General features: G+C 60.8%; 24 protein-coding genes. 23 read left to right on the top strand and 1 reads right to left on the bottom strand.

Annotated features, from left to right (window positions below):
• The first annotated feature begins 140 nt into the window (after positions 1-140).
• Positions 141-1589: a sensor histidine kinase gene (locus tag AC6IZO_RS10355; RefSeq protein ID WP_497809942.1), complete on the top strand. Its 1449-nt coding sequence runs from the start codon at positions 141-143 to the stop codon at positions 1587-1589.
• Between the two features lie 124 nt (positions 1590-1713).
• On the opposite strand, the gene AC6IZO_RS10350 is transcribed toward AC6IZO_RS10355, so the two are convergent.
• On the bottom strand, positions 1714-1926 hold the full coding sequence (locus AC6IZO_RS10350) for an FmdB family zinc ribbon protein (protein WP_497804721.1): 213 nt from the start codon (positions 1924-1926) through the stop codon (positions 1714-1716).
• A gap of 81 nt (positions 1927-2007) precedes the next feature.
• Here AC6IZO_RS10350 and AC6IZO_RS10345 point away from each other — a divergent pair, with 81 nt between their 5' ends.
• From AC6IZO_RS10345 to AC6IZO_RS10240, 22 genes are all read left to right on the top strand, one after another.
• Entirely contained in the window at positions 2008-3030 is a 1023-nt protein-coding gene (locus AC6IZO_RS10345) for a YheT family hydrolase (RefSeq protein WP_497804720.1), read from the top strand.
• A gap of 2 nt (positions 3031-3032) precedes the next feature.
• Positions 3033-3779: a hypothetical protein gene (locus AC6IZO_RS10340; protein WP_497804719.1), complete on the top strand. Its 747-nt coding sequence runs from the start codon at positions 3033-3035 to the stop codon at positions 3777-3779.
• A gap of 430 nt (positions 3780-4209) precedes the next feature.
• Positions 4210-4422: a hypothetical protein gene (locus AC6IZO_RS10335; protein ID WP_497804718.1), complete on the top strand. Its 213-nt coding sequence runs from the start codon at positions 4210-4212 to the stop codon at positions 4420-4422.
• Complete coding sequence (locus tag AC6IZO_RS10330; RefSeq protein WP_497804717.1) at positions 4416-4973, top strand: hypothetical protein; 558 nt, start codon at positions 4416-4418, stop codon at positions 4971-4973. Before AC6IZO_RS10335 ends, AC6IZO_RS10330 begins: the two co-directional genes overlap by 7 nt.
• Positions 4970-5290 carry a hypothetical protein gene (locus AC6IZO_RS10325; protein WP_497804716.1) on the top strand — a complete coding sequence of 107 codons (321 nt, stop codon included), beginning with the start codon at positions 4970-4972 and terminating at the stop codon, positions 5288-5290. Before AC6IZO_RS10330 ends, AC6IZO_RS10325 begins: the two co-directional genes overlap by 4 nt.
• Positions 5287-5469, top strand: a complete 183-nt coding sequence (locus AC6IZO_RS10320) for a hypothetical protein (protein WP_497804715.1) — start codon at positions 5287-5289, stop codon at positions 5467-5469. The genes AC6IZO_RS10325 and AC6IZO_RS10320 overlap by 4 nt, the downstream gene beginning before the upstream one ends.
• 193 nt (positions 5470-5662) lie before the next feature.
• A complete protein-coding gene (locus tag AC6IZO_RS10315) occupies positions 5663-5857 on the top strand; it encodes a hypothetical protein (protein ID WP_497804714.1) in 195 nt (64 codons plus the stop codon).
• Positions 5854-6204: a hypothetical protein gene (locus AC6IZO_RS10310; RefSeq protein WP_497804713.1), complete on the top strand. Its 351-nt coding sequence runs from the start codon at positions 5854-5856 to the stop codon at positions 6202-6204. The genes AC6IZO_RS10315 and AC6IZO_RS10310 overlap by 4 nt, the downstream gene beginning before the upstream one ends.
• Positions 6201-6458 (top strand): helix-turn-helix domain-containing protein, encoded by a 258-nt coding sequence (locus AC6IZO_RS10305; RefSeq protein WP_497804712.1) that lies wholly within the window; start codon positions 6201-6203, stop codon positions 6456-6458. Before AC6IZO_RS10310 ends, AC6IZO_RS10305 begins: the two co-directional genes overlap by 4 nt.
• A gap of 384 nt (positions 6459-6842) precedes the next feature.
• Positions 6843-7127 carry a hypothetical protein gene (locus AC6IZO_RS10300; RefSeq protein WP_497804711.1) on the top strand — a complete coding sequence of 95 codons (285 nt, stop codon included), beginning with the start codon at positions 6843-6845 and terminating at the stop codon, positions 7125-7127.
• A gap of 348 nt (positions 7128-7475) precedes the next feature.
• Positions 7476-7796: a hypothetical protein gene (locus AC6IZO_RS10295; protein ID WP_497804710.1), complete on the top strand. Its 321-nt coding sequence runs from the start codon at positions 7476-7478 to the stop codon at positions 7794-7796.
• 451 nt (positions 7797-8247) lie between these two features.
• The gene (locus AC6IZO_RS10290; RefSeq protein ID WP_497804709.1) at positions 8248-8574 is read left to right on the top strand and encodes a hypothetical protein; all 327 of its coding nucleotides are present in this window, start codon (positions 8248-8250) and stop codon (positions 8572-8574) included.
• Positions 8575-8749: 175 nt separating this feature from the next.
• On the top strand, positions 8750-10501 hold the full coding sequence (locus AC6IZO_RS10285) for a helicase HerA domain-containing protein (RefSeq protein ID WP_497804708.1): 1752 nt from the start codon (positions 8750-8752) through the stop codon (positions 10499-10501).
• Positions 10502-10925: 424 nt separating this feature from the next.
• On the top strand, positions 10926-11699 hold the full coding sequence (locus tag AC6IZO_RS10280; RefSeq protein WP_497804707.1) for a hypothetical protein: 774 nt from the start codon (positions 10926-10928) through the stop codon (positions 11697-11699).
• Positions 11700-12645: 946 nt separating this feature from the next.
• The gene (locus tag AC6IZO_RS10275; RefSeq protein ID WP_497804706.1) at positions 12646-13461 is read left to right on the top strand and encodes a DNA adenine methylase; all 816 of its coding nucleotides are present in this window, start codon (positions 12646-12648) and stop codon (positions 13459-13461) included.
• Between the two features lie 254 nt (positions 13462-13715).
• On the top strand, positions 13716-14087 hold the full coding sequence (locus tag AC6IZO_RS10270; protein WP_497804705.1) for a hypothetical protein: 372 nt from the start codon (positions 13716-13718) through the stop codon (positions 14085-14087).
• Between the two features lie 301 nt (positions 14088-14388).
• Positions 14389-14715: an HNH endonuclease signature motif containing protein gene (locus AC6IZO_RS10265; protein ID WP_497804704.1), complete on the top strand. Its 327-nt coding sequence runs from the start codon at positions 14389-14391 to the stop codon at positions 14713-14715.
• A gap of 258 nt (positions 14716-14973) precedes the next feature.
• On the top strand, positions 14974-15336 hold the full coding sequence (locus tag AC6IZO_RS10260) for a hypothetical protein (RefSeq protein WP_497804703.1): 363 nt from the start codon (positions 14974-14976) through the stop codon (positions 15334-15336).
• Between the two features lie 178 nt (positions 15337-15514).
• Positions 15515-17170 (top strand): terminase large subunit, encoded by a 1656-nt coding sequence (locus AC6IZO_RS10255; protein ID WP_497804702.1) that lies wholly within the window; start codon positions 15515-15517, stop codon positions 17168-17170.
• Positions 17167-17322 (top strand): hypothetical protein, encoded by a 156-nt coding sequence (locus AC6IZO_RS10250; protein ID WP_497804701.1) that lies wholly within the window; start codon positions 17167-17169, stop codon positions 17320-17322. The genes AC6IZO_RS10255 and AC6IZO_RS10250 overlap by 4 nt, the downstream gene beginning before the upstream one ends.
• 2 nt (positions 17323-17324) lie before the next feature.
• Positions 17325-18842, top strand: a complete 1518-nt coding sequence (locus AC6IZO_RS10245; protein ID WP_497804700.1) for a phage portal protein — start codon at positions 17325-17327, stop codon at positions 18840-18842.
• Positions 18839-19561, top strand: a complete 723-nt coding sequence (locus AC6IZO_RS10240; protein ID WP_497804699.1) for an HK97 family phage prohead protease — start codon at positions 18839-18841, stop codon at positions 19559-19561. The genes AC6IZO_RS10245 and AC6IZO_RS10240 overlap by 4 nt, the downstream gene beginning before the upstream one ends.
• Positions 19562-19632 lie beyond the last annotated feature (71 nt).

Below are 19632 nucleotides of genomic sequence, written 5' to 3'. Positions count from 1 at the left end.
TGGCCGCCCGTGTGCGTGACACAGCCCCCGCGGATTTCGCGGCCTTTGCGCACAACTCCGCGCAGGACGCCGGCGCGCGTGTCACCATCATCCGGCGCGACGGCGTGGTGCTGGCCGATTCCGAAGCCGATCCGTCGACGATGGAGAATCACGCCTCGCCGACCCGTCCCGAGGTGCTGGCAGCGCTCGAAGGCCACGAGGGGCTGGACAGCCGCCGCAGCAAGACGCGCAGCATCGAATACATCTATATCGCGCAGCCCATTCCGCTCGGTGCGATTCGCCTGGCTTATCCGCTGGCGGAAATTGCCGCTGCCGAGCGTCTGATGGAAGGCACGCTGCTCGCCTCGTCACTGCTGGCCGTTGGATTGGCGGTGTTCCTCGCCGCAGTCTCCGCGCACATCTTCGCCAACCGGCTGAAGCGCGTGCTCGACTTCGCCTCGCAGGTTGCGGGTGGGGACTTCACGGTCAAGACCGTGGATGAGCACAATGACGAACTCGGCATGGTCGCCAGCTCGCTGGAAGCCACCGCGCAGCGCCTGCAGCAGACATTCAGCCAGTTGGAAGACAGCCGCCGCGAGATGGAGGCCGTGCTGAACTCCATGCAGGAAGCTGTTATCGCCGTGGGCAAGGGAGCGCGCGTGCAGTGGGCCAACCGCCGCATGGAAGCCCTGCTGCACACCGGCGTGCGCCTTGGCTCGGCGCTGGTGGAAACCGTGCGCGACCCCGACCTGCTTTCCGCGGTCAACAACGCCATCACTACGCAGCAGGCCGTGACCACGCGCGCCCACAGCATTGCCCCCGGACGCAGCTTCAGCGTCACCGCAGCACCCATGCCGGGCGGTGGAGCTGTTGCGGTGCTGCACGATCTTACGGAGATCGAGCGCGTGGAGCGCACCCGTCGAGACTTCATCGCCAACGTCTCGCACGAGCTGCGCACGCCTCTCACCAGCATTCAGGGCTATGCGGAGACGCTGCTTGAGACTGCTCAGGTTGACGACAACACGCGCGAGTTTCTCGAGATCATCCGCAAGAACGCCTTCCGCATGACGCGGCTGACCGAAGACCTGCTGGCGCTGGCCAAGGTTGAGAGCGGCGAGCACAAGTTGAATCTGCATGCGCTCTCGCCCGCCACGCTACTCGCGGAAGCTGCCGACTATTTCCACGATCACCAGGCCGAGACCGGTATGGAACTGGCTGTGGAGAACCATTCCACCAAGCTGGCGCTGGCCGACCGCGACTCGATCTTCCAGGTATTCAGCAACCTCATCGACAACGCGAGCAAGTACGCCGCCAGCGGGCATCGCCTTATCCTCGGAGCGCAGGACGTTGAGGAGGGCGTGCAGTTCTATGTGCGCGACTTCGGCCCCGGCATCTCCAGCGAACACCTGCCGCGTTTGTTCGAGCGCTTCTACCGCGTCGACAAGGCGCGCTCACGCGAGAATGGCGGCACCGGACTTGGGCTGGCCATTGCCAAGCACATTGTCCGCGCCCACGGAGGCACCATCTGGGCCGAGAGCGACCTTGGCCACGGCACCACATTCCTCTTTAATCTGCCGGTGGCGACCGAGGCGCAGAAGGAAAAGCTGTAGCCATCTCCCCAAACTCAAAGCACAAAGCCCCATTGCTGCCGAACAAAGGCGCAATGGGGCTTTCATATTGAAGGGAGTTTCATCGCGAGATGTGCCATCGTTGCCGTTGGCCTCTCGCTGGAATCTAGTTGTACGGGCAGTGGCCGCAGCCGCCGGCAGAGCCGCAGGGCGAAGGCATCGGCGCCGGGCTGGATTCGGTGCTGCGCGCCGCAAACGTGGAGAGCTGCTGCGCAAGGCTGGTGCTCTTGCACGCAGGGCACTCCGCCTGCTGGCTGCCCATCACAATGGCTTCAAACTTCTTTCCGCAATCCTTGCAGATGTATTCGAAAATCGGCATCCTGATTCCTCGTCGCCCGGAGCATTCGGCCCGGCGTTTGTGCGCATGAAATGCGCCTGCATTCTTGATACAGTTTAATGGATGGATCCCTATCTTCTGCAACCGTTCGTGCCGCGCCCCTTCCTGAGCAACGGACACCTGCAGACGCTGGCTGGCAATTTTCTTAAACGGCCCAATCTGCTCCCCGAACCGGAAGCCCGGCTCATTCACGTCACGCCCGATGTTCAGGTGCTTTGCCATTGCCATTGGCAGCCGCAGCGCTCCGAGCGGCTGACCATTGTCATCGTTCACGGTCTGGAGGGAAGCAGCCACTCGCAATACGTGCTGGGACTTGGCTACAAGGCTTGGCGGCGCGGCTGGAACGTGGTGCGCATGAACGTGCGCAACTGCGGCGGCACCGACCACCTTAGCCCCACGCTCTATAATTCCGGACTCTCCGGCGACGTGCAGACCGTGGTGCAGACCCTCATTGAGAGCGAGAAGCTCCAACGCATCGCGCTGGTGGGCTATTCCATGGGCGGCAACCAGGTGTTGAAGGCCATGGGAGAGTGGGGGGCGAACGCGCCTGCGGAACTAATCGGTGCGACGACGGTCTCAGCTGCCGCCGACCTGTCGGCCTCCTGCGACGTCATGCATCGCGGTGCCAATCGCATTTATGAGTGGTGGTTCCTCATCCCGCTTCGCGAGCGCATGAAGCGCAAAGCCCAGCTTTTTCCGGGGCATTACGACATTTCGCAACTCTCCCGCGTGAGCAGTGTGCGCGAGTTTGATGATATGTTCACCTCCCGTTACATGGGTTTCACGGATGCCGAGGACTATTACACGCGCTCCAGCGCCTCGCGCGTGGTGCAGAACATTGCGCGGCCCACGCTGGTCATCCATGCGCTCGACGATCCGTTCGTTGTCCTGCTTCCGGAGACCGAGCGCAAGTTGAACAACAATTCGTGCGTGACCTTTGCGCGCTGCGCTCATGGTGGACACTGCGCCTTCCTCGCTACTCCCAATGGCTACGATGGCCGCTGGGCCGAGCAGCAGGCCGTCCGCTACTTTGCGCACCTGATCGGCGAAGACGACGATCCGCATTCTCATCCGGCAGGGAACTAGCGATGGAAGCTGATTGGAGCGTCGAACTCGCTGCCGATGATCCGGCGCTGGAGATGCCTTGGGCGAGTGACGATGGGGCACTGCGCTGGGTGAGCCTGCGCGAGCATCCGGAGCAGATTACGGAGCTTTCCGAGTGCCGGGCCTATTCGGAACTCGGAGGGGTGCTGCATGCGCTCAACGCCGCAGACGGCCCATTCCTCACTGCCAAGTGCGACGTATTCGCCCCTGAGCCGGCGGAAGAGGCCGACGCCATCTTTGGCGCTTGGCGGCAGACCGGCTACATCGATTTGCTCTTCGGTGATTGCCTCACAGCCAGCTCTGCGCTCTCGCGCAACTTCAGCTTCAACGCCCACGAACAATTCGCGCGCACCTTTGCCTCGCATGCCGAAGATGTGGATCAGGAAGCGTCCGTGGAGTTGATTGTTCGCCGATGCTATTACCGCAAAAGCTTTCTCGCGGTTCGCGAAGAGAAGAGTGGGACACAGAGTGCTGTAAGCCCGCGTCAGACGGAGATCCCCGGTTCGAGCGCCAAGGACTTGAGTGCGGAAGTGATTGTCTCTGGCCACGCTGCCATCGCGGGCTTCTACTTTACGCTCTACGTCACCGGCTATGGCGAGAGCGCAGCCGAAGCTCGCGGCCAGTGGAGCCGTGCGCTGGCAGCTTGTGCGGACCTGCTGCCACAGTTGGGCGCACCCGGGCAGGCATCATGTGATAAACGGATTTCAGGCAATCGGCCGAATCTCGGCTAGAATAGGGACAAGCGCAACGGTCAGGCTTATCGGAAGGCCGCATCTGCGCATTCTTGCCGCCCTGTGGGAGCGTAGCTCAGTTGGATAGAGCATCTGCCTTCTAAGCAGATGCACTATCAGCAAGGCTCAAAGCACCTCTTTCAGCATCAACCGATTTGGCATTGGACTTGGGAGATAGTCCAGTGCTCACGCTTACCAAACAGTCAACTTCAGGCGATCACCCCGATCGCCCCGCCGTCACTCTTCTCAACCTCAGGAAAGCGGCTCCTGATCTTCTCGACCTCGCGCGACGCCTTGTCGAAGTCGACGTCGAGATCCACAAGATTCCCGACACACACTCCATGGCGTACCGAGTGGGACGCATGGAGTGTTCCCTCGCAATCCTTCGCGAGCGTGCTGAACGCGCGATCGCCATTGCCGAGGGTCGGGCATGAAGATTCCAGAGCTGATCTTCTCCAACAATCAACAGGCCCAATTCAATATGCGCGGCGCCATGCTGCAGATCTACGGCGCGCTCGCAGAAGCTGAGAAGGGAAACATCGCGGCCGCGAAGCGCGAGCTCGATGCAGTGGTCGCGACTCTTCAGGATGCGAACCTTCGCTTGGCCGCAGCACTCTCGGCCCAGGAGGGACGCGAATGCTGAAAGCGACGCAGCAGTGCGTGGAAGAGCTGCTCAAGGAAATTGAAGGTGTCTCCATCGCACCGCGTGACCTTCCTGATTCTTCGTTCGACACGATTGACGAGATCCAGACCAAGTGCGAAACCCTGCAGGCGAAGGCCGAATCGCTGGTCGGCCAGAGTTCCAGGTTGCAGACTCTGGCCAAGGACCTCCGCCGAAAGCTGCTCGAAGAAGAAATGCGGCAGATACAGATTGCCGAAAAGATGCGGCAGGTCCCGGCGCTGCCCGCATCATCCAGCCAAAGCGTGACCGGCGGAGAAACGCAAGATACGAAAAATATCGAGGAGCTTCTGCTGACCATCTCGCGTGAGTTCGGGAGCCTGATTGACTCCGCAGCTTGGTATACGAGCGAACTCGCCGAGGAACTTCAAAAACGAGGGCTAGACTGCCCCGCAATAAAAGACCTCAGTGTGGAAGCACTCCTGACTCTCGTGACGGTGTTTCACAACATGGTCTACCAGCGCGAGCTTGGCCGGCATCAGGGACGCCCATTCGTAGTGGGAGGCGCGCGATGAAGATGCTGGTGATTCGCGCGAAGTCTGCGTTCCTCGGGGAAAAGCCACTCGATGAAGCGATCGGACTCCCCGTGCGCGCAACAACCTTTCCCCAGGCAAAGCCGTCCTCGAAAACGGAAGCGCTTCTTGTTGTCCTCAGCGGAAGCATTCGTTCGGTGGTCAGCTATGCCGGCGAATGCTGCGTCTATCTGTCCCCTCGTGCCCGCTACAAACTCCACAAGCCGGACTGGGAGCAGATCAACAAAGAGCGTGCCCAACACCACAGGCTGAGCGAGAAGGTGATGGCTCAGGCATTTTCCGCCAAGGAGGCCCGATGAAGCTGGTCATCGAGATCAACGATAAAGACCTGATCATTCCGCTGCTGCAGGAGTCGGTGAAGGATCAGCGCACGGACGTCCTGCACGTCTGCATCACGGACGCGCTCGCGCGTGGAGTGGCCAGCGTCTCCCCTGTCGCTCAGGACCGCGAGTTCCTCGAGGAAGGCGGTGCAAAGTGAAATCGGCGAAGCACAGCTTCAACAGCCGAGGGAAGGACTGGGTCGCGTGCTCGGAGTGTGAGCGTGGCGGCAACGGCAAAGGCGAGAAGTGCTCACAAGGGTGGAATGTGAAGCGCGGCGGAACACTCGGCTGTTTTGCAGGGACGTTACGCGAGGGCTACACGATTGTGCTGACCAGGAATGGAGAGCGGCCATGAGTTGGGAGAAGGACGAGCTGATTGGTGAGCTGACGGCGTGCCTGGAAGGCGCGGTGCTCTCCGTCCAGTGGCGCATCGACATGCACAAGCCGGGCGGGTACCTGTCCGACGCGCAGGCCGCCGAAGCACTCACGAAGTTTGAGCGGCGCTGTAAGCGGGCGATTGAGATGGGGAAAGGTGGCGGCCAATGATCGCACACCCTCCCAGGATCGTATTCGCTGGACTTCACAACTTTGTCGAGATCACCGATCTGGACATTGTGATTCCGGCGGAGCCAAAGCGCCGTTGCGCTCATGCGGGCTGCTGCACGCTTCTGAGCCGGTACAACCGCACGCTGTTCTGCAGCGTGCACCAACGTGCGCGGAAGGCAAAGAGCGTCTCGCTGGCGAAGCGCGGCGACGTCTTCCGCTGTGAGCGCGGCCACAAGTTGCCAATGGTGCGCGGGCGTGTGCGCGAATGCGTCTACTGCCGGGCTGACAGCAAGCAACGTGCGCGCGAACGGCGCAACAGGCCGGAAGGGACGGTGAATGCCGCATGAGCCAGGTGCAAAAGAAAGTCCCCAAGGTCTATCGCCGGCCGAGTGAATCCGCGCGGCTGAAGTTGAAGGATGCGGTCCGCGAGATGTTCAAAGAAAACTTCAACTACACCGAACAGCAGCGCCTTCTGCGCGCCGCGATGTTGGAAGTGGTGTTGAAGGAAACCAAAGGCAACAAGACGCACGCGGCAAAACGCCTCGGCATCTCGCGCGACCACGTTCGCAACTATTACGAGCGCTGCAAGGAGCTGCTATGAGTTCGGGGCACGGAGTACAGCAGGCAACCTATGTCAGCGACGGACACAGTTACCAGCCGTTCGTGGTGTGTGCATGCGGGTGGGAGAGTGGCCGCTGTGGGAGCTGGGCCGAGGCCGGGCGCGCCCTGGATGAGCACATCGCGGCCGAACGCGAACAAGCGCAGATCCGTCGAGAGAACGCGAAGGCGGTGCCAAGGAATGCGCGATGAGGCACAAGCGATTCAAGTGGCGCTGTCCCGCATGCAATCAAACTGGACTGATTCCGGACGCGATGCAGCCGTACCGGGTGCGCGTTTGTGAATCGTGCAAGGGACGTGGAACGACAGACCTCACGGCGCGAGAACGTATCGATCTCGATGAACGGCTGAGGGGAGGGAGGGCGACGTGTACGGAGTTGCAGCAGCAGTGTATTTGACCGATCCAATGCTCGACATGGATGGCGCGCGGGATGAGCTCCTGTTTCCAGACGACCAACCGGTTCTGGATGTTACGGACGAACAGGTGCAGGAAGCGGAGCAGATGGTCAGCGAGTTCTATGGCGCACTAAAGACTGGCGCCCTGCACCAGTGCGCTGTGTGCGGATGCACCGAGCTGACTCCGTGCGCGGGCGGCTGCATCTGGGTGCGTCCGAATCTTTGCAGCCGGTGCGCGCGGGGCGGTGCGCAGTGAGGACGGGGAAAGGAGAGGAGATGCAGGACTACATGCGAGGGGCTCCGGAAATGCCTCTCGACAAATGCAAAGGCCGACAGCGGGTGGCACCCCGTCGCCGGCCCAGACCAGAACGCCTGGCTCAATTGCAGGCCAAGCATAACACGGAGAGGCAGACGGTGGGCTCGAGACTGTTGCGTTGGCTGTTGTGGTGGTACCCGGCGCCGATCGGCGGCAGGCGCTAGCAAATTCAAGCGCGCTTGGCGGAGCGAACACCATTGCCGGTCGCCGCCACGGTCGGAACAAACAGGAGACAAGGAGAAACTCATGAGTTTTAGTGTGTCGTTGTACGGATCAAAAGAAGCAGTGATGAACGAATTGAGCGAGCTGGCGCGCCGGACAGACGACGCGTTGTGCGCGGTGAGCGTCAGGAAATTCTCCGCTCAGGAAGATATATCCGTGAGCCTCTCCGGGTATTCCTCGCGGGGTGGCGACGACAGCATCAGCATCAGCAGCGGAATCAGCATGTCCATTACAAAGCTTGCGCCAAGCGCTGACACTGCCTCGACTGATGCGAGCAGCAGTGACGTGCCGGAGGCTTCCAGCACCGAGAGCGCCGCAGCGGCCGTCGCAACCACGGAGGAAACAACAGCGTCCGAGACTGTTGCGGCTGACGCGGCGAAATCGTAAGAGATTCCACCCGAGAAGGCCATGGCTGTGAGCTGCGGAGGAGATGCTTCCCGTTCGACGTGGGTAAAACGGGACCGGGTGGAGGATTCAAGGCCACCCGCCGGGGCAAGCCGGAGCACGGTGACCAAGCAGATAAGACACGACGAGCTCACACATCGGAGTTTGGCCGATAGCGCAGTCCCCGGGGATTTCCGGCACCCCGGAGTGGTTCATAAGTGATCAAGGAGCGACGAATGGCACGGCGGCATGGAGAGCGGCAACAGGATTACGTTCGGCGCCAGCAAGCTGAGCTGGAGCGCCGCACGGCCACGGAGGAGCGCGAGAAGGTTCCTCGGAGAGTGATATGGATTGCCCCGCCGTGCACCTGCAGCCTGCGGCCATATCCGCACTACATCACCGATCCGGGGTTGAAGCGGTATCACGATGCACCGGGGCATTGGGGGACGAGAGGATGAGCTGGAGAACGAAGAAGCTGATGCTGCGCACGCGGATGATCCTGGCCGTGACCTATGCATTCCTGGCCGGGGTGAACGCCGGGCGCGGAAGTCTCCTCGGCGTGGTGATGATACTCGTCGGAGGCAGCGCACTGTACTGGTGGATGTTGATGGTCATGAAGAAACTCGAACGAACTGGCGTGAGCGATGGAGGAGCCATAAGTGTGAAGATCGAGCTCGACAGCACGGAGGCGGCTCAGAAGCTTGATGAGCTGAAGGGGAAGGCCGCTGACTTGGGCGCGAGCCTCCGGGCTCTTCAGCCGAGGGGAGAACGAGCGCAGTGAACGAACGCGGAAAGATCAAGGCCGTGACCGTACTGACGAAAGGGAAGTGCCAGGTCTCTGTTGAGGGGATTGGGATGCTGTGCCCGCTCTGCACATCATTTATTCCGTCGGGGTACTCGCACGAATGTGAGAAAGACGGTGGTGTAGTGACGGCGCGTACCTGGAGGACGGGGGAATGAAGATCACGATCGGCGAGGTGAACGGCAAGGCTGTCGGCTTTGACCTGGAGACGCTGCTGGTCACGCGCCTGCTCATCCAGGCGAACTCAGGCGCCGGAAAGAGCTGGCTGCTGCGCAAACTGATTGAGCAGCTTTACGGCAAGGTGCAGATCCTCGTCATCGATCCCGAGGGCGAGTTTGCGACGCTCCGTGCGAAGTATGACTTTGTCCTGGTCGGTGCCGGCGGCGAGACGCCCGCGGACACCCGTTCGGCCGAGATGCTGGCGGAGAAGCTACTGGAGTTGCGGGCTTCGGCCGTGTGCGACCTGTATGAGATGAAGCCGAGCGAGCGGCACGTGTGGGTGCAGCGCTTCCTGGACGCCATGATCAATGCGCCGAAGAAACTCTGGCATCCATGCGTGGTGGTGGTGGACGAGGCACAGATGTTCTGTCCGGAGGAAGACAAGAGCGTGGCGTCGGAGGCGATGGTCTCGCTGACCACGCGCGGCCGCAAGCGCGGGTTCTGCGCGGTATGGGCAACGCAACGCCTGGCGAAGGTGAAGAAGGACGCAACCTCGATGCTGTTGAACCGCCTGGTGGGCGGCACGTTTGAAGACATCGACGTGAAGCGCGCGCTCGAGCTGCTGAGCGTTTCCAGAGAGGACAAGCGCTCAGTCTCGCAACAGATGCGCACCATGGATCCGGGGTGGTTCTTTGGTTTCGGCCGGGCGATTTCCAAGGAGCGGTTGCTATTCAAAGTTGGGCAGGTGGAGACGCCGCATCCGCAGGCGGGATCCTCAAAGCACGCGACCGAGCCTCCGCCGGCACCGGAGAAGATCCGCGCGCTGTTGCCTCAGCTCGCGGACCTGCCGGCGGCGGCTGAACAGAAGACGCGCACGATTGAGGATCTCCAGAGAGAGGTACGCCAGCTCAAGCGCGAGCTGATGGACGCCCAGCGGGCAAAACCAGCCGTCGACGTGGATGCCATGAAGGCCACTGCGGCAAAGGCCGTGACGGACGCCATCGAAAAGCGGGACAGGGCATGGGCGACACAGATACAGGGTTATCGTGACGCGATGGTCCGGTCCGCTGTGACGTTGAGCGAGACAGTTAAAAGTTCGCTGCAATCCATCGACGTTCCGTCTCTCGATAAGCCGATCAAAGATTACGTTTTTACGCACGTGCAAGAGAGCGTGCGTGAAATGCCGGCTCGGCCAACCTCCTTGGGGCGGGGGAACGAAGTTCGAAGCCCCAAGGCCGGGCCGGTGAAAGTTACAGACAACACGCTGAGCGGGCCACAGACGCGCATTCTGTCCGCTCTGGCGCAGTTCGAGGCAATTGGAAGGGTGGAGGTCTCCAAGAAGTGGGTGGCGGCCCTGGCGGGTTCCAGCCACACCAGCAGCGCCTACAGCAACAACCTGGGCACGTTGCGTTCTGCCGGCATGATCGATTACCCGACGCCTGGCAATGTGGCACTGACGGATTGCGGACGTGCCGCGGCGCCCGACGTGTATCCTCCGCGCGACGCGCGGGAGATGCTGGAGCGCTGCAAGGGGATTGTGAGCGGGCCACAAGGACGCATTTTGGAGGTTCTAGCGGAGAAATATCCGCACGCGCTGGAGAAGGCGGCGCTGGCGGATTTGGCGGGTGCGAGCCACACCAGCAGCGCCTACAGCAACAACCTGGGAGGGCTGCGTTCCGCCGGCATGATCGATTATCCGGAACCTGGAAAAGTACGGGTGGCCGGCTGGGTGGTGCTGGAGTACTAGACAGGGGCACTTATACTAAATGGGATCTGATTACAACGTGGCAGAGGGATACGAACCAATCGCACGCACGGGCCAACACGGAAGCGCGCCAACGAAGGAAGAGCAGCGCCAGGCAGGGGTGCCTCCGGCGTTGCGCCGATACGGCGTGCGGAAGAGCGCCACGGAGTTTCTGCCGCGATGGCTCTTTCACCTGCGAGGCAAGGAGTTCACTGCGCACAAGGCCCCGAAGGCCCGCGTGAGAGCGCAGAAGGACAAGAGCGCGGCGTTACGCATGGCAGGAGCTCTGCAGGCCACACGCGCTATCCCCGAGCCGACCCGAGAGAAATCCACAACGGGGCCGGTGAGCCAGGCGCGGATCGCTGCGGCCGCAGGGTACCTATCAACGAGCACGGTGGCACGGAACCTGGCACGCATGGCTCCGATTGTGAAGGTGCAGGAGCATTTCGCCGGCGCCAATACATATCACCTGGTTGCCGAGGGCAAGCATCCGCCAAAGATCCAAGCGAAGTATTACTGGCCGCCAAGCACGGCGGAGCTGCAGGAGAATGTGAAGCTCCACGACTACCTGGAGGATGCGAAGAGGGCCTCCGGATACGATGTGGCCCCAGGCTGGATCAGTGATCCACGGGCTCCATTCAAACCCAACACCCGAAGCGTGCTAAGGGTTCTAGCCAGGCGCGGCATCTTCCACGTGGACAAACGCGGGAAGCTGACCAGGCCCGAAATCGAAATTCCCCTGGAGAGCATCGCAAGCGAGACAGGGTTGGGCATCGATGCCGTGCGGGCGGCCCTTCGATCAGTGAGCCAATGGCGCTCGAAGCACTCGCGGCACGGCAAGGCCGAGTTGCGGCAGGGAGAAGTTGTTCTCTTCCAGATTGCGCAGCAAAAAGGGCGCCGCCAGGACGGGATATACAAGCAGCCGCCGAACCGGCTGATCTACGTTGGCGATCGCCTGATCGACCAGACGATTGCAGTGGCTGAGACAGAACGCATGTTGCAAGTGGCGCAGAGGAACCGGCTGCGCGACGAACTCTGGTGGGAGATGGTAGCCGCCATCCACGGGCGGAAGCTGCGGGAGTTTGTGGGGACAATGCGGACCCTCGAGACGTTCTGGCGAGAGTGCCGCGCGGAGATGGCCTCTGCAAGCATTCCGCGGGAAGCCATCGATCTGATCTTTCCCGAGCAGTCGCCAGGGTAGAAAACAAGAAACGACAATTCAGGAGCAACGAAGAAAGGCCGGAGGCGAAGTGTCTCCGGCCTCTTTTTGCATGCTGCACCGGAAACACTGCCACTTAGCAAGAAGGGGCTTTCGCAGGTGCGAACTCAAGTTCGTAATGCCGCCCTGGGAGGTGCGAACTATTGTTTGCAGTCCGGACGGTGCGAACTAGAGTATGCAGAGGAATTTGCACAAATGTGGAAATCGGGAAAAACATACGCGCAAAAACCGAGAAGCACTTTCCGGAAGAAGCCCGATGGAGTGCGCGCAGAAACCGAGATTGGAATATGGCAAGAAGCAATGGTTGTTATTTCCCCCTGTATGCTTCGCTCTCTATAAAGAACAGTCTCTTGATTTCAGGTTCATTTCGTCTGTGGATTAGTGCGGTGGCCGGCTACGCCGTCATCGGGCTTCGCCCTGTTCTCTGTTAAGGTGCGTCGCTTCGCGACGGATCAACGGCTTTCAAGTTTCGAAGGGGCTCCGCCCCTTCGAGCAACCCCGCTACCGCCAGGAGAGACGATCGCAAGCTTCATGCCAAAGGGAAGAGTACGGATCAAAGAAATGCAAGGTAGAGGGAAGAAAGAGCAACAGCAACTGCAACAACAAAAGCAGAGGATTGCGAATGAAAGTTTAGTCGCACGCCGTAATAACTGTGATGGGTAGATGAGTCTAGCCGCGTTGAGCCAGGCTGTTCCTGTCACAAACGCGAACAAGTAACCACTAAAGTGTAAATGGGCAGAAATCGTGTTCCGGCAGGGGGCGCGTTTCGGGGGCTCGTCTATGCGTTGCCTGTCGCATTCATTTTGTGGGTCGTCGCGACCCTAATTGTCTGGATTCTCGAGCGGAAACACTAATCCAGCAGGGTGCTGACGTGTGAACCAAACTCGGCATCTAGGCTCGGTCAATTTCCGCGAGCTACGGTCAAAGAATGAATTCACCGATTGCATGGCCGGGCGGAAAGCGCGCGTTGGCGCGCACGTTGCTCGAGCTGATTCCATCTCACACGCTGTATGCCGAGCCGTTCGCGGGTTCGGCGAAACTCCTGTTTTCCAAGGCCCCATCAAAGTTTGAGGTGTTGAACGACACGAACGAGGACCTGATTAACTTCTTCCGCATCTGCAAGCATCGTCCCGCTGAACTGGCGGAGCTGATGGAGCGTGAGCTGATCCACGCAGGGCGGTTCCGCGAGTTACGGGAGTCCGATGCGGTTCCGGTCGACGAAATATCCCGTGCGCTTCGGTTCGCCTACCTGGTGTGGTTCTCCTTCGGAGCGAAGGGCGAACACTTTGCCAGCGCGAGCGCCGTAAGCCCGAAGGTCAAGCACTCGCTTGATCGAATTCTTGAGATTTTCCAGGCAACAGCCGAACGCCTGCGCAATGTGCTGATCGAGCAGCGTGACTGGGAGAAGATCATCGAGCGATATGACAGCCCGGCCACGTTTTTCTATCTGGACCCTCCCTATGTGCAGTTTGAAAGCAACGGAAGATATGAACCACTCACGGGAGAACGGCGCGTGGCTCTGTTTGAAAGACTCGCACGGATCGATGGGAAGTTTCTGATGAGCTTCGATGACTGTCCCGAGATTCGCGGGCTGGCGTCAAAGCATCATTTTCAGATCCGAGAGGAACGCGTGCTTTACACGATGGCTGGAAGAGGGCGCAGTTCTAAGAAGGCCGCCGAAGTCCTGGTCGCAAATTACGGGATCGAGAACGCAAGCTGCCGTTCAAAGAAGGTAGCAGCGTGACGCCGCTGATGCGTGGTTCTCAACTGGGGGTTGACAAGCAGCCCGTCAAACAGACTACTCTGGAGCACACAACCGTTGCTGAGCTTCAACCTGGTTAACCAGGCGCGCCCTTGAAAGGCCTTCCACGCGTAGAGGGACTCGGAAGATCCGCAGTTGATCTTCTGACCGTCCTGGGATCAGTACGTTTAAAACGAGTTTCACGCCCACCGCTCACGGCGCTGGGCGTTTTTTATTGCCTTCATTCGGGGAATGGCGTGAGAAACACACGAACCAAGGTCTCATTGCGCGATGAGCGCGACAACCACATGCAGTACATCGACGAGCACGATGCGAAGCGGTACCTGGTCGCCATGGTAGCTACCTCCGTCTATAACGGGAAGCACCTGGTCGCGATACGGCTGCTTCCGCCTCCGCCGCCACCCAGTGGATCCGCACTCAGCCCGACCACCATCCTCTACTCCGACATGATGGCTTCCGTAGGCGAGCCGGTGCACGCGTCCGGATACGTGAGCCCAGGCAGGCGCCGCGCGGCACGGCAGAAAATCAGGGAGTTTCGCAAGCCGAGCATCTGTGACCGAATTGTGCCGCAGAGTGAATTCCCGGTTTCCGGCGAGATGAGCGCCTGACCATGTGGACGCCGACGGATGGAGCGTCATACGTGAGCCTCGAACTCAAGCTATGCGAGATCTGTGGACGACCATTCACGCGCGAAATCGGAGACAGCAGGTCGGAGTGCGGGACGCATGGAAACGTGCGAACGGTCCGTCACGACCAGCTACAAACCCGGGTGATGTTGCTGCGAGTGCGCGTGAGAATGGCTCGCATGCTGAAGGACGAATTCAAAGCCGGAGACCCAAGCGGCATCTGGGCGCTGGGGCTCGGCTCGGGATGCACCATCATTGACCGATTGATTGCGAGCTGCAGCGAATGCCCCTCCGTCCCAAGCAGCCATGCTTAGAGCCTGGCTGTCACCGGCTCACAGACCGGACACGCTGTGATGAGCACCGTCAGCGTAAGCGCGAGCGCCCCAGTTCGGCTGCGCGCGGCTATGACAGGCGGTGGCGAGAGTTCGCAGCCGACTATCTCCGCCGGCATCCATCGTGTGAATCCAGCAAAGGCTGCAGACGCAAGGCCACGGACCCCCACCATGTGCGACGCCTGGTCGACGGCGGCTCCAAGTATGACGAATCCAACCTGCAGGCCCTATGCGGTGAGTGCCATGACTCCCTTGGGGGAAAAGGCGGAAGACTGTGACCCGGGGGTGGGGTGGATCTCTGGCGCGGCCGCACGTTGACCGCCCCGTTCAGTCCCATTTCCACATCCGCAAAATTCACGTTTTTCAAATTCTCGCCAGGGCCGCCGAAGCGGTGGATTGGCCATTGGCTGCCCGTATAGCGGCCCTGGACGGGGCGACATAACATGGCACGGCCTCGCACCCCAACTGTAATTCTGAAGGCCCGTGGGGCCTTTGAGCACGATCCCCAGCGAGCTGCGGCCCGGGAGAATGAGCCTGTGGCAACCGGTCCTCTCGGGAAGCCGCCCGAGTGGTTCAACGCCGGCGAGCGGGCCGCCTGGGAGGAGGTTGCGCTGAACACTCCCGAGGGGGTGCTCACCAACCTGGACCGCGTCCTGCTCGAGCTCTATTGCCGCCTGATTTCTCGTCACCGCGGCAATTACGAGGACGCATCGGGCAAGCTTGTCCCGCCCGAGAACCTGAAGGCGGCCGAATACGGCCTCGTCAAGTCGTTTCTGAGCCTCATGGGCTGGACACCAGCCGATCGCTCACGCATCAATGCCCCGTCGACCAAAAAGCAAGAGTCAACCGACACCTTTAGCCGCCTCGCGCAGCAAGCCCGCGCCCGCCGCACCCAGTAGCCATTCCGCGGAGCTCGACGAGATCCTCTCGTCCATCCGCAAGGACTATGCGGTCATCTCCAAGCGGTATGCCGAGCGTGTCATAGATGGTTCGATCCCGGCTTGCAGGCAGGTTAAGCAGGCATGCCAGAGGCATCTGCATGACCTCGAGCGGTCTCGGTGGGAGCAGTTCGATTACGTGTTCGACCCGGAGTCGGCTGCCCGCGCCTGCGAATTCATCGAGGCTTTGCCGCACGTCAAGGGTGAGTGGGCGCAGCGCGGCGAACTCATCGAGCTGACGCCGTCCTGGACGTTCATTGTCAGTTCGCTCTTCGGCTGGGTGGAGCGTGATCGCCCAACGCGGTACCGTTTTCGCATCGCCTACATTTGCGTCCCGCGCAAGGCGGCAAAAACCACCGTCTGTGCCGGCATTGAGCTCTACAAGTTCTGCGCCGACGGTGAATATGCTGCCGAGGTCTACATTGGCGCCACATCGCTCGACCAGGCCAAGCGCACGGCGTTTCGCACGGCGCGCGCCATGGTCCTCAAGTCGCGATCGCTGCAGAAGGCCTTTGGCATCAAGGTCAACGTCAAGAGCCTGGTCAAGGACGATGACGGCTCGCTTCTCAAGCCGGTCATTGCGCGCCCTGGCGACGGCGACTCGCCCAGTTGCGCGGCCCTCGAGGAATTTCACGAGCATCGGACCTATGAGCTCTATAACGCCATGTACCAGGGCATGGCGGCGCGCTCCAATCCCTTGCTGCTCATCATCACCACCGCCGGCAGTGACATCTCCAGCCCCTGCTACAAAACGCAGGAGCAGGTTGAGAAGATCCTCGCCGGCACGGTCGTTGAAGAGCGCACTTTCGGCATCGTCTATACCATCGATCCGGAAGATGACTGGACCACCGAAGCCGCTCTGGTCAAGGCGCAGCCATCGCTGGGCATCACCGTCGACAAGCAGAAGCTGCTCGACGATCAGCGCTCCGCGATCAAGTTCGTTGAGAAGCAGAATGACTTCAAGAACAAGCAGCTTAACGTCTGGACGAATACCCGCGAGGCCTGGCTCGATCCTGAGCGGTGGAAATCCTGTGCGGATTACGCATTGAAGCTGGAGGATTTCCGCAACGAGCCTTGCATCATCGCCCTCGACCTCGCCGATGAAATCGACATCTGCTCCAAGGTCTATCTCTTCCAGCGGAACGTCGACGGCGTGGCCCACCAGTATCTGTTCACCAAGCACTACCTCAACGCTGCGCGCGTTGAGGAGCGTAAGCACCAGCACTACGTTCCTTGGGTCGAGGACGGGTGGCTCACCAAGACCAGCGGGAACGTAACCGACTATCCGCTCGTCAAGGATGACCTGATCGATGATTCGGAGAACTTCCAGATCAAGGCCGTCGCCTACGATCCGCATCACGCGCCGCCGCTCGTGCAGTTCGTAAAGCAGGATGAGCGCTGGGATCAGGGCATCGAGTTCGTCAAGATCGACCAGACGGCGGAGCGCCTCTCGCCGGCCATGCGCCAGATTGAAAAGCTCACCCGGTCTGAGACCGTCCACCATGACGGCGATCCGGTCCTCGCCTGGATGATGTCCAACGTCATCGCCCGCAAGGTTGGCAAGGATTCCACCGTACCCGACCGCCAGAACCTTGAATCCAAGATCGACGGTGCCGCGGCCTTCATCATGGCCGAATCCATCGCCTGGCTGTTGCCGGAATCCGGCGACGCCCCGGATATCGACGCCATCGGCGGAAACGACGAACAGGAAGAGGCGGAGAAGTCGCTTACCCCGGCCGATCGCCTCAAGCTCATGCAGAAACGACTTCTCGCACAAGTAGAAAGCGAAATATGACGAAAGCTGATTGGCTCGTTTGCACGGGCTATCTCCTCCTGATCGCGGCTGCGGCTCTCGTGTACCGTCCCGCGGGGCTGGCCGCTGCAGGCCTTGTCTTCATTCGTCTTGGAATCGCCGCCTCGCGTGGCGTTGATAAGGAAACCAAGTAGCCATGGGAATCTTCGTCAGCTCCGTGGAACACCGCGATGGTGAGCTTTCGTCTCTGGCCGCCCCGATCGGGTGGCTCTATGACGCCTTCGGTACGCATCCGACTGAATCGGGCATGGCCGTCTCGGAGCGCAGCGCCCTCAAATGCTCCGCCGTCTATGCGTGCGTCAACGTCCTCGCCCAGACCATCGCGCAAGTTCCCTGGGACGTGTTCCGCCGCGACGGCGACAAGAAGACCGTGGCGCGCGATCGCGCGGAGCACTACCTGCTGCACTCTGAGCCGAACGCCGCCATGACCTCCTACAGCTTCCGCGTCGCGATGATGACGTGTGTGCTGCTGTACGGGAATCTCTATGTGGAGATCGTTCGCGATGGCGCCAACCGGGTAAAGTTCCTGCGGTTGTTGCATCCCTCTTCGGTGCAGATCTTCCAGGCCCTTGACGGCGAGCGCACCGTCTATCGTGTCACGCGCCGTAACAGCACGGTCGACGTGCTCGATTGTTCTGACGTCATCCACGTTCCGTGCCTGTCGCTCGATGGCATTGTCGGGCTTTCTCCCATTGCGCAGCATCGCCAGGCCGTGGGCCTGGCACTCGCGGCTGAATCGGCCGGCGCTTCGTTCTTCGGTAATAGCTCCCGGCCATCCGGGTTCCTTTCAACAGCCACCAAGCTGACCGATACACAGCGTGAAAAGCTCGAGGAGAAGTGGTTCCTCAAGTTCTCGGGACCGCGCAACCACGGGAAAGTCCCCGTCTTGTCAGGCGACTTGAAGTGGAACGCACTCAGCATTCCACCGAAGGATGCGCAGTACATCGAGACCCGCAACTTCCAGCTCGGTGACGTAGCGCGCATCTACCGCGTGCCGGACATTCTGGTCGGCCTCACGGCGACGGCGACACATTCCAGTGCTGATGCCTTCTTCCTCAGCTTCGTCAAGTTCACCATCGCCCCCTGGGTGCAGGCCATCGAGCAGGAGTTTGACCGCAAGCTCTTCCCGAACACCGACGACCTCTACTGCAAGTTTGACCTGAACGGTCTTCTGCGCGGCGATGCCAAAGGGCGCGCCGAGTTTTACAGAGGCTTGTCGGCTTGCGGGGCTCTCTCTCCCAATGACATTCGCGACTGGGAGGAGCTCGATCCCATTGAAGGCGGGGACCGCTACTTCATCCAGCAGGGATTCATGCCGCTCGATAAGGTGGATGAAGTCCTCGCCGCGCAGAAGGGACGTATGCTGGCCCCGCAGTCGGAATCCGGCGCTCGCGCGGCCTCCCGGTCCGCGCACGTTGCCTGGCTGAAGGATGTACAGAATCGCGTCTCCCGCTGGGAGCGTCGCGACCAGGAGAAGATCGCGGAAGCGTTTGCTCCGGTCTTCACCTCCTACTGCCTTGCCACCACCGCCAAAGAGAAGTCCCCATCGTTCACGCCTGGCGAATTCTGCTTCCGCATGGTGAACGAGTCTGACCCTCTATCCCCTGATTTTGCCGAGCGCGCCATTGCGCGCTACGAGGAGCTCACCGCATGAAGCAAGAGCGTCGTTTTCTGCAAACCGAAGTCCGCGTACGGAAGGGGGAAGGCGACAAGCCGACCGTCATCACTGGCTATGCGGCCGTCTTCAACGTAGAGACCAGGATTGGATCCTCGTACAGCGAGATCATCCGTCCCACGGCATTCGATCGGGCGCTCAAGGAGAAGCAGGACGTCCGCGCCCTCTTCAACCACGATTCCGACAAGGTCCTCGGCCGCACCAAGAGCGAAACGCTGCATCTATCCGTCGACAAGAAGGGCTTGCGTTATGAAATCGACGCTCCCAACACCACGGTGGCCAACGACCTGCTGGAATCCATCGGTCGTGGGGATATTGACGCCAGCTCGTTCGGATTCATCAAGCGCAGTGACAAGTGGACGGAGACCACCAAGGACGGCAACACCACCTACCTCCGCGAGCTGTTTGACGTCGACTTGCTTGACGTCTCGCCTGTCACCTATCCGGCCTATGCGGCTACCTCGGCCGGCGTGCGCAGCCGCCTCTTTGAGGGCCTGGAGATCCCGCGTGAGATCCGCGCGGCCGCCGGCGAGTGCCAGTGTGAATGCGAGGAATGCCAGGACGGTGATTGCGCCAATTGTTCGGATCCTGAGTGCGACGATCCCGAGTGCCGCTGCAAGGACCGCGCTGCCGAGATCTCCGATGCCGAATTCCGCGACCGCATGGAGCTGCGCCTGAAGCTCCACGAACGCATTTAGCCACAAGTTTGATTGAGTCCCGCGCAGGGCGGACGGCGGCAGCCGTGTATCCACGCGCGGGAAGCGACGAA

The sequence above is a fragment of the Oryzophilus luti genome, from assembly GCF_059726245.1.
Note: the sequence above shows the minus strand (reverse complement) of the source record. Positions and strands in the feature narration are given on the sequence as shown.

Excerpts from the sequence above, each read along its gene's own strand:
- AC6IZO_RS10275 (WP_497804706.1), top strand. The coding sequence starts at position 12,646 with ATGAATTCACCGATTGCATGGCCGGGCGGAAAGCGCGCGTTGGCGCGC.
- AC6IZO_RS10310 (WP_497804713.1), top strand. The coding sequence starts at position 5,854 with ATGATCGCACACCCTCCCAGGATCGTATTCGCTGGACTTCACAACTTT.
- AC6IZO_RS10245 (WP_497804700.1), top strand. The coding sequence starts at position 17,325 with ATGGGAATCTTCGTCAGCTCCGTGGAACACCGCGATGGTGAGCTTTCG.
- AC6IZO_RS10335 (WP_497804718.1), top strand. The coding sequence starts at position 4,210 with ATGAAGATTCCAGAGCTGATCTTCTCCAACAATCAACAGGCCCAATTC.
- AC6IZO_RS10350 (WP_497804721.1), bottom strand. The coding sequence starts at position 1,926 with ATGCCGATTTTCGAATACATCTGCAAGGATTGCGGAAAGAAGTTTGAA.
- AC6IZO_RS10355 (WP_497809942.1), top strand. The coding sequence starts at position 141 with ATGGAGAATCACGCCTCGCCGACCCGTCCCGAGGTGCTGGCAGCGCTC.
- AC6IZO_RS10285 (WP_497804708.1), top strand. The coding sequence starts at position 8,750 with ATGAAGATCACGATCGGCGAGGTGAACGGCAAGGCTGTCGGCTTTGAC.
- AC6IZO_RS10295 (WP_497804710.1), top strand. The coding sequence starts at position 7,476 with ATGAACGAATTGAGCGAGCTGGCGCGCCGGACAGACGACGCGTTGTGC.
- AC6IZO_RS10290 (WP_497804709.1), top strand. The coding sequence starts at position 8,248 with ATGAGCTGGAGAACGAAGAAGCTGATGCTGCGCACGCGGATGATCCTG.
- AC6IZO_RS10240 (WP_497804699.1), top strand. The coding sequence starts at position 18,839 with ATGAAGCAAGAGCGTCGTTTTCTGCAAACCGAAGTCCGCGTACGGAAG.
- AC6IZO_RS10340 (WP_497804719.1), top strand. The coding sequence starts at position 3,033 with ATGGAAGCTGATTGGAGCGTCGAACTCGCTGCCGATGATCCGGCGCTG.
- AC6IZO_RS10325 (WP_497804716.1), top strand. The coding sequence starts at position 4,970 with ATGAAGATGCTGGTGATTCGCGCGAAGTCTGCGTTCCTCGGGGAAAAG.
- AC6IZO_RS10265 (WP_497804704.1), top strand. The coding sequence starts at position 14,389 with ATGCCCCTCCGTCCCAAGCAGCCATGCTTAGAGCCTGGCTGTCACCGG.
- AC6IZO_RS10315 (WP_497804714.1), top strand. The coding sequence starts at position 5,663 with ATGAGTTGGGAGAAGGACGAGCTGATTGGTGAGCTGACGGCGTGCCTG.
- AC6IZO_RS10330 (WP_497804717.1), top strand. The coding sequence starts at position 4,416 with ATGCTGAAAGCGACGCAGCAGTGCGTGGAAGAGCTGCTCAAGGAAATT.
- AC6IZO_RS10345 (WP_497804720.1), top strand. The coding sequence starts at position 2,008 with ATGGATCCCTATCTTCTGCAACCGTTCGTGCCGCGCCCCTTCCTGAGC.
- AC6IZO_RS10320 (WP_497804715.1), top strand. The coding sequence starts at position 5,287 with ATGAAGCTGGTCATCGAGATCAACGATAAAGACCTGATCATTCCGCTG.
- AC6IZO_RS10250 (WP_497804701.1), top strand. The coding sequence starts at position 17,167 with ATGACGAAAGCTGATTGGCTCGTTTGCACGGGCTATCTCCTCCTGATC.
- AC6IZO_RS10305 (WP_497804712.1), top strand. The coding sequence starts at position 6,201 with ATGAGCCAGGTGCAAAAGAAAGTCCCCAAGGTCTATCGCCGGCCGAGT.